The sequence below is a fragment of the Spirosoma arcticum genome (assembly GCF_054779955.1).
Genome location: NZ_BAAGXG010000025.1, coordinates 68,333 through 80,862, shown reverse-complemented (window position 1 = coordinate 80,862; position 12,530 = coordinate 68,333). Strand labels below are relative to the sequence as shown.

At 54.7% G+C, this 12,530-nt stretch carries 13 protein-coding genes; 3 read left to right on the top strand and 10 right to left on the bottom strand.

Annotation, left to right across the window (positions count from 1 at the left end; genetic code table 11):
- Both ACYVHB_RS30295 and ACYVHB_RS30290 read right to left on the bottom strand, forming a co-directional pair.
- On the bottom strand, positions 1-635 hold a 635-nt coding region (locus ACYVHB_RS30295), incomplete at its 3' end, for an ester cyclase (protein ID WP_461055777.1).
- A 249-nt stretch (positions 636-884) separates the two neighbouring features.
- The gene (locus ACYVHB_RS30290) at positions 885-1,955 is read right to left on the bottom strand and encodes an App1 family protein (RefSeq protein WP_461055776.1); all 1,071 of its coding nucleotides are present in this window, start codon (positions 1,953-1,955) and stop codon (positions 885-887) included.
- 61 nt (positions 1,956-2,016) lie between these two features.
- Between ACYVHB_RS30290 and ACYVHB_RS30285 the strand changes: the two genes are divergently transcribed.
- The gene (locus ACYVHB_RS30285; protein WP_461055775.1) at positions 2,017-2,892 is read left to right on the top strand and encodes a diacylglycerol/lipid kinase family protein; all 876 of its coding nucleotides are present in this window, start codon (positions 2,017-2,019) and stop codon (positions 2,890-2,892) included.
- A 12-nt stretch (positions 2,893-2,904) separates the two neighbouring features.
- On the opposite strand, the gene fdhD is transcribed toward ACYVHB_RS30285, so the two are convergent.
- From fdhD to ACYVHB_RS30270, 3 genes are all read right to left on the bottom strand, one after another.
- Positions 2,905-3,744 (bottom strand): formate dehydrogenase accessory sulfurtransferase FdhD, encoded by an 840-nt coding sequence (gene fdhD / locus ACYVHB_RS30280; protein ID WP_461055781.1) that lies wholly within the window; start codon positions 3,742-3,744, stop codon positions 2,905-2,907.
- Between the two features lie 16 nt (positions 3,745-3,760).
- On the bottom strand, positions 3,761-4,315 hold the full coding sequence (gene pyrR / locus ACYVHB_RS30275; protein WP_461055774.1) for a bifunctional pyr operon transcriptional regulator/uracil phosphoribosyltransferase PyrR: 555 nt from the start codon (positions 4,313-4,315) through the stop codon (positions 3,761-3,763).
- An 89-nt stretch (positions 4,316-4,404) separates the two neighbouring features.
- On the bottom strand, positions 4,405-5,118 hold the full coding sequence (locus ACYVHB_RS30270; RefSeq protein ID WP_461055773.1) for an SDR family oxidoreductase: 714 nt from the start codon (positions 5,116-5,118) through the stop codon (positions 4,405-4,407).
- Positions 5,119-5,283: 165 nt separating this feature from the next.
- Between ACYVHB_RS30270 and ACYVHB_RS30265 the strand changes: the two genes are divergently transcribed.
- Together ACYVHB_RS30265 and ACYVHB_RS30260 are read left to right on the top strand one after the other, a co-directional pair.
- Positions 5,284-6,183: a porin family protein gene (locus tag ACYVHB_RS30265; RefSeq protein WP_461055772.1), complete on the top strand. Its 900-nt coding sequence runs from the start codon at positions 5,284-5,286 to the stop codon at positions 6,181-6,183.
- Positions 6,184-6,365: 182 nt separating this feature from the next.
- On the top strand, positions 6,366-8,687 hold the full coding sequence (locus ACYVHB_RS30260) for a T9SS type B sorting domain-containing protein (RefSeq protein ID WP_461055771.1): 2,322 nt from the start codon (positions 6,366-6,368) through the stop codon (positions 8,685-8,687).
- A gap of 13 nt (positions 8,688-8,700) precedes the next feature.
- Here ACYVHB_RS30260 and ACYVHB_RS30255 read toward each other — a convergent pair whose 3' ends face one another.
- The 5 genes from ACYVHB_RS30255 to ctlX all read right to left on the bottom strand — a co-directional run bounded on the left by ACYVHB_RS30255 (position 8,701) and on the right by ctlX (position 12,473).
- On the bottom strand, positions 8,701-9,549 hold the full coding sequence (locus tag ACYVHB_RS30255) for an SDR family NAD(P)-dependent oxidoreductase (protein ID WP_461055770.1): 849 nt from the start codon (positions 9,547-9,549) through the stop codon (positions 8,701-8,703).
- Between the two features lie 92 nt (positions 9,550-9,641).
- The gene (locus ACYVHB_RS30250) at positions 9,642-10,526 is read right to left on the bottom strand and encodes an NAD(P)H-binding protein (protein WP_461055769.1); all 885 of its coding nucleotides are present in this window, start codon (positions 10,524-10,526) and stop codon (positions 9,642-9,644) included.
- A 124-nt stretch (positions 10,527-10,650) separates the two neighbouring features.
- Positions 10,651-10,851, bottom strand: a complete 201-nt coding sequence (locus tag ACYVHB_RS30245; RefSeq protein WP_461055768.1) for a hypothetical protein — start codon at positions 10,849-10,851, stop codon at positions 10,651-10,653.
- Positions 10,852-10,899: 48 nt separating this feature from the next.
- Positions 10,900-11,358 (bottom strand): MarR family winged helix-turn-helix transcriptional regulator, encoded by a 459-nt coding sequence (locus ACYVHB_RS30240; protein WP_461055767.1) that lies wholly within the window; start codon positions 11,356-11,358, stop codon positions 10,900-10,902.
- Positions 11,359-11,543: 185 nt separating this feature from the next.
- The gene (gene ctlX, locus ACYVHB_RS30235; RefSeq protein WP_461055766.1) at positions 11,544-12,473 is read right to left on the bottom strand and encodes a citrulline utilization hydrolase CtlX; all 930 of its coding nucleotides are present in this window, start codon (positions 12,471-12,473) and stop codon (positions 11,544-11,546) included.
- Positions 12,474-12,530 lie beyond the last annotated feature (57 nt).

Here is a 12,530-nt window from a genome sequence, read left to right as displayed (position 1 = left end):
AATGGTATCCGTATAAAAAAGTTCGGTACGGAAATGTGCAATACCAAGCTGATAATCAGTTTTGTTCCCCTTTGTAAACCTATTCCAGTAGCATACGAAGGATGTTCAGGCAAACGCATTCCAACTTGCTTAGCTATTGTGGCGAAGGGTTGAATGCCATGATGCTCCACTACTTTCCCTTCTGAGTTTAACTTTAAAATAGCTACATCATTGGTCTTGAAAGACTTACCTGTGGCTTTCATCCCCAAAAAGTCATTCTTCCAGGTGCCGCTCCACTCTCCATAAACCAGTACATCATCGCCTTCAGCTACTGCCATAAAATTATCTCCCTTATAGTCAGGAAAGGCTTTCATCAATTGTAGTAAACCGGCTCGGGCGTTCTGAATACCTTTTTTAGGAATACTTCCTTCCCGACGGTCGATAAAATCAACGGCCGTATTTTCTGCTCTAATGACTGAATCCACATTTCCTGTTTCAAATCCGTGCATCCGAGCTAACACGATTCGCTTGTTTCTTTCCTGCTTTGACTCTTGGGAAGTAGTTGGGTTGGTTGCAGTATCAACAGAAGCAGTCTTTTCCTGTTGGCAAGCCAGCACCGATCCTATGGCAAGGGCAAAAAATACTGATCCTTTCATAAGCACAAATAGTCAATTTTACTTTTTCTAAGATTACCTCTAAAGCTATTAAGATTGCACTTCTATCTATAATCACTTTACATAAAGTTAGTTATCGAACGCATCAGAAAATAGTGTAAAACTCCGACGAATAATTGTATTACGGTTAATTGTATTTATCCGTTAGCCAATCAATTGTCAGGCCAGTCTACCCGGATGAACCCTAACACATTGTAAGCAAACCACTTCTATACGTCCAGCGCACGAAAGTCAACTTGCTACTAATCCAGCCTCCACCGAATGCCGACGAGCGTCGGCGCTGTGGGCAAAGTAGCAACAGGGTACGCCAGCGGCTTCGATTCGGCTCAGTGTGATGCGGGTTCCGGGCTGGTTCTTGTGGTGGACCTGCCGGATGTAGACGCAACGAATCTGACGGGGGAAGTGCTCAACCACCGACGCGTAAATGCTGGGGTCTTCCTGCGTATCGTCGCCGAGCAGGATGAACTGTTGCGTCGGGAAGGTTTCCAGAATGCGGACAATGCGCGTAAACTTGGTTTTGTGTTTGTTCTGACCCGTTTTCAGCAAGTCTTTGAATCGCTTCAACTGACTCAGCAGGTACACACCATCAGGCAACCCGTTTTTTGCCGAAAAGTCCAGAATGTAGTCGTACAAATTCCATTCACTACTCGATACGTAGAAGAACGCATTGGTCCGGTCGGGGCCACTGTGGGCCTCGGCCAGCAATTGGTAATGCGTGACTACCCCCTCAAACGGTCGGCGGCTGTGGGCGTTTTCGGTGAGCAGCACCCGCATCCGCTTGAGAATCGTGGCCGAGTGCGAAATCAGAAACGTGTCGTCGATGTCGGAGATGCAGGCGATGTGCGTTGGGTGCGGCACCAGCACCTTCCCCTCCCCCTGGGCCAGCACAGCTTCGGGCGTGAGTGTTTGGGACAGCAACTCGGCCCGGACCAGATGCCAGCCCGGCTGTACCGGCTGCGTGAGGGGAAGGTCAAACCGGAAGTAGCCATCGGGGTCGGTTTGTGTTTCGGCCGTTTGCTCACCAAACCGAACCCGGACGGTGGCCTCTGGGTAGGGCTGCACCATAAACAGCCGAATGACGGCCAGCAGATTCACCAAAATACCATCGCGGTACTTGGTGCGGGGCAGGGCGCTCCGGCGCAGCACACTTCCGTGAATAGTCAGTTGGCTGGCGTTGCCAAATCCCCGGTAGAGTTTGACAACGGGCTGGTCGGTAAGCCGAAGCCGTGTTAAGAAATAGTGTCTAAGCCTACTTCTAACGGGTAGACGTTGTTTATTAACTGGTTTTGGTTGAATATCCATTGTACCGTTCCGTTAATGCTCGACATTGATAACGCATAACCACTCAGAAGTCGAACCGCCGATGCGGTTGGTCTTTTTATTTGCGATCAATCCCGTTTCGGGTGGTAAAGATAAAACCGCCTGGACAGTCGGCATCAACGACTATTTTGCCGACTTGCCCCACACGGTCGAACTGCTCACCCTCAACGGCGAGACCGACGGCGAAGCCCTGCGCCAGGCAATTGCCCAGTTCAAACCCGACCGGGTCGTCGCCGTGGGGGGAGACGGCACGGTTAAGATCGTGGCCCAGCACCTGCTTGGCACCAGTATAGCGCTCGGCATTTTACCCGCCGGATCGGCCAACGGCATGGCCCGCGAACTGGGTATCCCGACCGACATTCAGGGCAGCTTAGACATAATAACCAGCGGTACGCCGAAGCCAATCGACATTATTCTGATCAATGATACCGATATCTGTCTGCACCTGAGCGACATTGGTCTGAATGCGCAGGTGGTGAAACACTACCAGCAAAACAACTGGCGGGGCATGTTCGGCTATGTACGCAGCGTGGTGAAGTCCCTGCAAAGACGGCGGCTGCTACGGGTCGAAATCAACGCCGGTGACGACTGCATTCAGCGAGTTGCGCTCATGATTGTGCTGGCCAATGCCCGCATGTATGGCACTGGCGCTGTTATCAATCCCGACGGTGATTTGTCCGATGGGAAGTTTGAGGTTGTCATTTTCCGACGATTAACGGGCTGGGAAATCCTGAAGTCGTTCTGGCAGTACGAGCCGTTCAACCCAAAGAACGTCGAGATTTTCCAGGCTACGTCCGTCACCATTGAAACCCAACGGCGGGCTTATTTTCAGATCGACGGCGAGTACCGGGGCCGCATCAATAAACTCAGTGCTCGCATTCAGCCGGGAGCCGTTCTGATGCTCATGCCCGGAGGGTGATTGCCCCTTGCTCTATGGGCGAGAAGCTACCCGCTCCGCCCCACTGTACAGATTAAATCGCCCATCGCGGACGAAACCAGCCAGGGTCATATTGGCTTCCTGCGCCATCTGAACCGCCAGACTCGACGGTGCCCCTACCGCTGCCAGTAATGGTACGCCCGCCAGCCAGCTCTTCTGAACCAGTTCAACGCCGATCCGTCCGCTCAGAAATATGCCCGACTGGCTGAGGGGCAACCAACCCTGCCAGAAAGCCGCGCCAATAAGCTTGTCCAGGGCGTTGTGACGGCCGATGTCTTCCCGCACTAACCGCAGCGTACCGTCGGCATCGAACAGGGCAGCCGCGTGAATGCCGCCCGTGTAGGCAAACGCCCGCTGCACCTCACGAACGCGATTGGGCAGGGCGTGAAGTACACGGGGATCGACCCGTAGAGTAGACGTGAGGAAACCGGAGACAATGGCCATGACCGATTCGATGGTGGCTTTGCCACACAACCCGCAGCTCGATGACGTGAACGTGTTACGACTTAGCCGCGCCCAGTCCACCTGTACGTCGGGGTGAAGTTCGACCCGCAGTACGTTGCCTTCTTTGGCAGAGTCCTGCACGCAGTGGCGACACGAAACAATGTCGGCGGGGCGGTGGATGATGCCCTCTGTGAACAGAAAGCCCATGGCCAGTTCCTCGTCGTTGCCCGGCGTTCGCATCGTGACCGAGATGGGCCGCTGCTGCCGGTCGGTGGTGGGGCCGAAGCCGAGCCGAATTTCGAGTGGTTCTTCAACGGCCAGCAGATCGGGAGCTTCCGTTGCGACTCCGCCGTCGATTTTCTGGATGGTAACGGGAGCAATGAGGGATATATGCATCGGATAAAAATTAACCAACGAGCCAGATTCGGTCGGCTTCGGCCCCCTGCTCAGTCCATTCTACCAGCACCCGCTGCGATTCGAGCGTATTAACGCGCTTACCCGTATAATCGGGTTTGATGGGCAGGTCGCGGTTGTAGCGCCGGTCAATCAGCACCAGCAGTTCCACCTTGCGGGGTCGGCCAAAAGCGGTCATCGCGTCGAGGGCGGCCCGGACCATGCGACCCGTTGCCAGCACATCGTCGATCAGGATCACGCGTTTATCCTCGATCACAAAGGGCACGTGGGTAGCGTTGGGGCGTAGGGGCGAATCGCGTCGGCGGAAATCATCGCGGTAGAAGGTGGCGTCCAGATAACCCAGGGGTACCGTGTGGGCAGGGTCACGCCCGGCCAGCGTCCGGTTCAGTTCCCGCCCGATACGCTCGGCAAAATAGATACCACGCGGCTGCATACCCAGCAGGACCGTATCAGCAAAATCCTGGTGCTTTTCGATCAGTTCCTGCGTCAGGCGACTCACCACGATCTCCAGCAGCGGACTGGCCAGAATAAGGCGTTGTTGATTCATGGGACGAAGATAGTCGGTTAGTCAGTCAGTTGGTGAGTCGGTCAGCGGTTGCCTGCGTCAGCTACTAACTGACTGACTAACCGACTGATTTACCACTCCATCTCCCGCTTGTCGTGCCAGAATTTGCCGGTTTCGGACTGAGGGGCGTCGGTTGCCAGCCAAACGATTGTTTCGGCCCCCTGCTCAACCGGACGGTTGGCGCTGGCTCCGCCCATATCGGTTCGTACCCAACCGGGATCTACGCAGTTGACGGCAATGTTTCGCTGTTGTAATGCCCCCGCAAATTGCTTTGTCACAGCGTTCAGCGCCGTTTTAGAGATGCTGTAGGCGGGGGCGTAGGTGTCCATGCGACTCAGCGACCCCGCCCCGCTCGACACGTTGATGATACGCCCGCCGTTGGGTGATTTTTCCAGATACGGCAAAAAGTACTGGGTTACTAAAATGGGGCCGTTTACATTGGCTTTCAGCGTCCGGTCGAGCATTTCGGCGTTCAGCTTAACGATATCCTCGCCGTGATCATTCAGGATCGCTGCGTTGTTGATTAAAACATCTAAGTGGTCGGCTTTCTGAGAAAACGTGCCGCTGGCATTTTTGATGCTGACGGGGTCGGTCACGTCGATGTGGATAAACGTCACTTCATAGCCTTCGCTGCACAGTTCCTCCGACGCAGCCCGGCCTTTGGCCATGTCGCGGGCACCAATAAACACGGCAAACCCGCGCTGGGCCAACTGCCGGGCTGTTTCTTTGCCAATACCCTTGTTGGCCCCCGTGATGAAGGCGGTACGCTGATGGTCTGTTTTCATTCCGATTGGGGACAGGGGTTGTATTCCACGACTCTTAGCAACCCACCGGCTCCGTCAAATGTTTACCGTATACTCAACAGATCAGCCCACTTCCTGCAATATGTGTTACGGTATTTAGTAGATTATCGACTAATCTTGCGTTACCAATTATCTTTTATTTAGCCCATGAAATCAGTTGTTCTTGTTCTGGCCGTCGGTATGTTCGCTACGGGCACCGCACAGTCCCAAACTCAATCAACTACAAATCCAGCCAGCACAACGGCAACTGCCAGCCAACCGTTGGTTCGGCCACCCGCTACGTCGGTCTCACCCGAGACAGCCTCGCCTAATCGTCGGCAAGAGCTGTACGATCAATATCACGGCTACGTAAAAAAACCAGGGCCGCTGACGCCCGTTTCCGCTACATCGGCACCGGTAGAACGCCCAGCCAGTCGGCCCGCGCCACAGTCTGCCCCGCCGGAGCCGGTTGCCAGTGTCGAACGGCAACAGCCCATTTCGGTGGATGTCAGTCGGTCGAATGTACGGATTGGCGTTCGGGGAGGCCTCACCCGCCTGATTTATTTAGACCGATTACCACCCATCAATGCTGACCCAACGTTAAGTTTCGTCGGGGGATTCGTTTTCAATTTTGGCCGGGGGGTCCTTTCTTTCCAGCCCGAACTGAACTACAGCCGTTACGCGCTGAAGAACACGGCAGGAGGAGGGTCATCGTTGACACAGGCCACCGACCGGTTCGAAGTGCCATTGTTACTTAAAATCGCATCAGGATCAGTCAACGGCAATCAGTTTTTCATAAATGTAGGTCCTTATGGGGCGTACCTATCCAGTGCCAGTTTGAACGGCCAGAAGCAGTCGCTCGACGGCTCAGGCGGGCGATTCAGTTTTGGGGCGGTTGCCGGGATTGGGGCAGCCCTGAAAGCCGGGCAGGGGCAGGTGGTTCTTGAACTACGGGGACTGTATGGGTTAGGCAATGTGGCTAATGACATCGTCTTCAATTCAACATACAACGTACTCAATGCACAGGCTACGGTAGGCTACGTGTTCCCATTGGGCGGCAACCGTTAACATTTCTCATAGAGTGGGTTTTCAAAATGGCGGTGGCTGCTTGGCCGTCGCCATTTTTGTTAATAATTTACACGTATTCTACACCAATCACATTTTGATTGAATGGCCTTACGCACATATTGTCAGGCAGTTAGTATACGAGTAGTTTTGCAGGGTTCAGTACACAGTCTTTTTTAGCGGGTATGATGATACGTATAACTACGGGAATTACGCTGTTGCTTTGCTTTATCTTCTCCGGGGGGTTGGCGCAGAGCGTGGCCGGGTTCTGGCTCGGTGTTACGTATCCCAGCAACCCCAATCAGAAGGTTTTCAATTACACGACGACCCTTACCCAAACCGGCACTACGCTCGGCGGCACTGCTCAGACAGCGAACCCCAACGTACCGTTTGGGGGCACGGCTTACCTCACGGGGCGCGTGACGGGAACCGCCGTTACGTTCAGCGAAGCCGATCAGACGGGCAGCACATCGACGGTTCAGGACCTTTGCTACTGGAAGGTAAATCTGGTTTATAACCCAACCGACGAGAGCCTGATTGGTACCTACGAAAACATCGTGAACACCACAACCTGCACCGAAGCGGGTAATGGAAAAGTAGAACTGTACCGGATTGTGCTCAAGTCGGGCGCTAAATTCTGCAAAGGCAGCCCCATGGATTTACGCGTTACCGGCAAAGATATCCGCTGGTACTCATCAGCCGCCAAAACGAATCTGCTGGCCACCGGCAATACCTTCAGCCCCAGTTTAAACCAGACCACTACGTTCTACATCACGCAAACGCTGTACCGGAACGAAAGCCCGGCCGTACCCATCACCATCGAAGTAATCGACCCCGCATTCAGGGCTACGGCTACCAACGCCGACTGCGGCCAGTCGAATGCTACCATTGCTGTTGCCATTCCAAATCCGGCCAACTGGCAGTATAGCCTTAACAGCGGGGCGTTTCAGGCGAGTCCGTCGTTTGCAAACCTCGGCCCCGGCACTTACACGGTAGCTGTCAGAGACGAGGCCGGCTGCCGGGCCGAACAGTCGGTTGCGGTCGTAGCCAGCGCAGCCCCCACCATCAGCGAGTTGAAGATGGTTTCGCCCCGCTGCGGTTTGGCCACCGGCGAGGTAAGCCTGACGGCCACCGGCGGAACTGGCGCACTGACGTATTCCATCAACGGCACTGCCTTTCAACCCCAGCCACTCTTCCGCAATCTGGCGGGGGGCGACTACACCGCTCGTGTGCGGGACACAAAGGGCTGCGAAGCTACCAGGCCCGTGTCGCTACCCACGTCGTTTTCGGTGGGCATTGCCAGCGTCAGCACGACGTCGGCCACCTGCGGACAGACGAATGGCAGCCTGACCGTGACAACGACGGGCGGCAGCGGGGCCATGCAGTACAGCCTTGATGGACAGACATATCAACCGGGCAGCACACTCGCCAACCTGAAGGGAGGGGCCTACACGCTTCTGGTGCGCGACGGGGCGGGCTGCACGGCTACGCAGTCGGTGAGCGTTGCGGGCAGCAGTTTAACCATCGACGACCTGAAAGCAACCCCACCCCGCTGCGGAACGGCCAATGGTGCGCTCAGCGTGTCGGCCACGGGTGGAATTGGTACGCTAACCTACACCCTCGACGGAACCCGCTATCAGTCAAGCGCCGTATTCAGCAATTTGCCGGGCGGGAGCTACACGGTCCGGGTGCGGGATGCCAGTGGCTGCGAGGTAAGCAAAACCAGTAGCCTGCCTCTGTCAAACCCGTTGCTTGTCGTCGGAATCAACGCCGTGCCAACGACCTGCGGACTATCCAACGGCCGGGCGTCGATGACGGTGTCGGGGGGTGCCGGGCCAATCCGGTTCAGCACCGATGGCCGACGGGCGCAGGCGGGCAACACGTTCGACAGCCTGAGCGCGGGCACCTACACCCTGTTTGCGCAGGACAGCGCGGGCTGCGCAGCAGGCCGGTCGGTAACCATAGCCGCCAGCGCACTACCCGTTATTACGGAGTTGGCCACGACGCCCGAAGCCTGTGGGCAGAAAAACGCGTCCATCATCATAACGACCGCTGGCCCAACCAGCCAGTACACCTATTCGATTGATGGACAGACGTTTCAGTCGGGTAATGCCTTCACGGCGCTAAGCGGAGGAAATTATGCGGTGGTCGTGCGAGACCAGAACGCCTGTGTCACTACGCGTCCGCTCAGTTTAGCTGTCGACTGCGCCAACGCCATTCACCTGCCCACGGCGTTTTCGCCCAATAACGACAACCTGAACGACGCCCTCACCACGCACTTTAGCTTTCCATCATTGACGGTCGCGCGGTTTGTGGTGTATGACCGCTGGGGAAGCGTGGTATTCAGCCGGGTGAATTTTGCGCTTACCAACGGCGAACCAATCTGGAATGGGCAGGTTGGCAACGGGGACCCGGCACCGGCGGGAATTTATCCATACATGCTCCACTGCCAGTTCCCGGACGGCACGCCAATGACGTACCGCCACTCAGTTGCTGTAGTGAAGTAACGGGCCGACAGGCTTACACAAACGGCAGCGTTTTCTCCCAGAGCCAAGCCGCTTTCTCGTCGTTGATATCGCGGTTGTAGGTGCCTTTGGGGGCGCTATCGGCAAAATACCCCCCGTTGTTGCGCTCACCGATGGACTTGAGCGGAGCCGAAGCCAGGAACACCGACGTTTGTGCCCCTTTGTCGGGCGTGCGCATTAACGGCCCGGCCAGTGCAAACACCTTCCCCAGAAACCCCGCTGTATCAGCTCCAAAATTGGTGCGCACGGCTCCCGGATGCACCGAATAGGACACGATACCCTGTCCGGCTGTTCGGCGGGCCAGTTCGCGGGCAAAGAGCAGATTGGCTAATTTATCGTCGCAGTACGCAAACGTGGTTGACAAATCGTCGATTTTCCGGAAGAACCGGGACGCCCGCCCGCCTAAGTAAGCCGCCGACGACAGGCTGATAACCCGCGCCGGTCCGTTGTCACCGGCTCCGGCCCTTTCCAGCGAATCGAGCAGGTGGTTCGTGAGTACGAAATGCCCAATGTGGCTGGCATAAAACGATTTCTCAATACCATCAATGAATTCGATCCGGGCGGGGGTGTAGCCCGCATTGTTGATGAGTACGTCGAGTCTGGGATATTTAGCGCTTATCTGCCCGCCCGCCCGACGCACGGAGTCGAGGTCGGCGAGGTCGGCCGTGAAAAAATCAACCGTGACGGCAGGGTTGGCTTTCTGAATCTCGGCCTGAGCCTCGCCGCCTTTTTGTTCGCTGCGGCACAACAGTATCAAATCGAATGAACGTTGCGCCAGCGCTTTAGCCGTGGCTAATCCCAGGCCTGAGTTAGCACCGGTGATGAGGGCAGTTTTTGTTCCCATTTTGTTTAATCAATAATGCAGAATGGATAATGAACAATGAATCCGTCACGGGCATTCATTGTTCATTATCCATTCTGCATTATTGATTTTCTCTACGCGTTAAACGCGGGGGCGAATTCGTTTTGGGCGAAATCTTCCAATTTGATTTTGCCGAGAGCCGGTTTGTTGGCTAAATAATCTTCCTGCATCTGACCGTTGCGCATTGCCTGGCCGAGTTTGGTGTATTCGGTCGCCATTTCGCTATTCAGGCCCGCTTGGAGCATTCCCTGCGTATTTTGTTCGTCGGAGAAAACGACCCACGGCGTTTCGGGTTTGCCAACGGCTCCGCCCAGCACGGTCGCAATCTCGGCACCCGTCCGTTCGTCGCTGGCGATATAACGAACCTGGTGACCCGTGAACCCTAAATTCAGTAGTTCCTCAAGGGCAACGACGGCAATGTCGTCGGTGTGGGTGAGGGCAATGGGGTCATCGCCGAAATTGCTGCCCATCATACCCATTCCTTTTACCATCCCAACCATGCCGAACAGGTTATACATGAAGTAGGACGGCCGCAGAAATTTGCTGTTCAGCCCCTCAACTCCAGCGAGTTTGTGCTCGGCATCATACAACCCGTCAACAGGACCCACGCCTTCGCCCACGTGCGCACCAACGCTGCTGAGCAGCACCGCAAACCGGATGTCGTTCGCCTGAATGGCTGCTATGTAGTTGTCGGTGACCTCGTTCTGATAGGCTCGCCAGCCCGCAACGCCCCATTTGGGAGGGATAATCAAGTAAACGGCATCGGCCCCGGCAAAGGCCTGTTTCACAAAGTCGGCATCTTCAACAGTGCCCACGGCTGCTTTGGCACCGAGTGCTTCAATGGCGGCTACCTTATCAGGTTTGCTGGTAACAACGGTGACAGTGTGGCCCGCCCGAACGAGGCCTTCAGTAATGGGTTTTCCGGTATGCCCAATTGAGCCAGTAATGACGTAATGCATATAAATGAATGTAAAATGGATAATGAGAAATGTAAAATGAATCGTACGGGTAACGCTGGATGTTAACGCATAATGAGCAGTTTGACCGCTGGGCCATTGTTCATTATACGTTCTAAATTAGTCATTAAAACAGCAGCTTCCAGCTATTGAAAAACAGATCTTTACCGGGCTGACCAGACCAGTGCGAACCAACCGTTTCGGGTTCGCTTCCCTCCTGTTTCACAATGGCGGTGGCGCCTTCACTGGCCAATGCCTGACAGATGCTGTTCGTTGCGTAATCGTTTTTCCTAATCAGGAAGCAAACTGATTCGTCCTGTTTGTTCATGGCTGTAAATTTTATTGTATGTGCAAGCAATTATTTCGTTAAATTTTTTCATTGTTCCTGACCCAGTGCCTGAGCAGCCCTGAACACGTGTTGGGTTAAACTTTGAATATTCTCCTCACCAACGGCCTGTGCATAGCGGACACCCGCCCGTTGCTGCGCTTCGGCAATGGCGGGCCGGAGGACTTCTCCCTCAACGGTTGCATAAATCAGGGTTTTTTTGCCTTCCGTTTCGCGCCTTACCAACCGCTTCTGCTCTAATTTCTCCACCAACCGGGTAATCGTCGACGGCGTCAGATACATTGTCTGGCTCAGTTCCGAAGGCGTCACGCCCGGCTGGTCAACCACTTCGCAGAGCACGTATGCGTGTGAATAAGACAACCCAAACCGACCAAACTCTTCGTCACCAATAGCCGTGATAGCCCGTGCCAAGGCGTTCGCCGAAAAAAGCAAACAGCCGCTAAGGCGGGTATTCTGTTTGCAGGTAGCTGATTCGCTGGTTGCGTTCATACTTATATAACGCCTACTGGAGATAATAGTTGCATGTACAAGCATTATTTATTCGTCGTAGAGCCGCAACATTTTACGGCTCTTATGCGTCAGCAATTTATGTTCTGTAAACAGATTTTATTTATTCAGTAGCCGCGTAAAGTGTCCCCGTTGCTGACGCGTAAGAGCTGCAAAGTGTTGCGACTCTACTTCAACGGTAAATGCACCTCGGCCATCATGCAGCGGGCTGAACCGCCCCCGTTTCCTTCAATCATTGACAGATCGAAATGAAAAAGCGTGGCATAATCATCTAAAAGGTCAAGCTGCTTAGGCGTTAATGACTCATAAGCACGGGTCGACATAACCAGCAGTTTCTGTCCCTTTTGGGTCAGTATCTGGAGCATATTTCCAGCGAAGGCCGTCATTTGTTCGAGTGAAATATCGATAATTCGTTTATTCAGCCCTTCCAGTTCCTGCCGAACCATTAGCCGTTCGTCAGGGTCAGTGACGGCCGACAGACATACGACCGCAAACGTGTCAGCAATGCACATGAGCACGTTGGTATGATACACGGCTGTGCCGCCCGCGTCGGCCGCGTGGAACTGGACGATTCGGTAGCCGGTCTGCCGACCGAACTCGGCCAGTACGTCGGGGTGCGTCCGGGGCGACAGGCAGGCAAAGGCCACGCGGTGCATCCGGTCGAGGACCAGACTGCCGGTACCTTCCAGAAATTTACCCTCCTGTTCAAAGTGGGTCAGGTCAACGACTTTGGCGACGTGAAACCGTTCGGCGAGGTCGTTGATGATGTTAGGGCGCCGTTCGAGCCGCCGGTTTTCGGCCTGCATTGGGTAGAGCACAACCGTGCCGCTGGCATGGAAAGATACCCAGTTGTTGGGGAATATGGAGTCAGGCGTGTAGGGATCAGCCGTATCGTCATACACCGTCACGTCTACCCCGATGGCCTGCAGTTGGCGCACCATCTCGTCGAACTCACGAAGTGCATCTTCCTGCGCTACATCCTTCGTTTGGGCGGCTAATTTAACGTCCTGAAACGCATTCGACCCGGCCGTTTCGCTATTGAAACCGAAACGAACTGGACGAATCATTAAAATACGGGAGGTAGCTTGTGACTGCATAGTTTTCAGGTCAGTAAGTAATAGCAGGGCTGAAATTACAAAAAAAACCCATCTCCG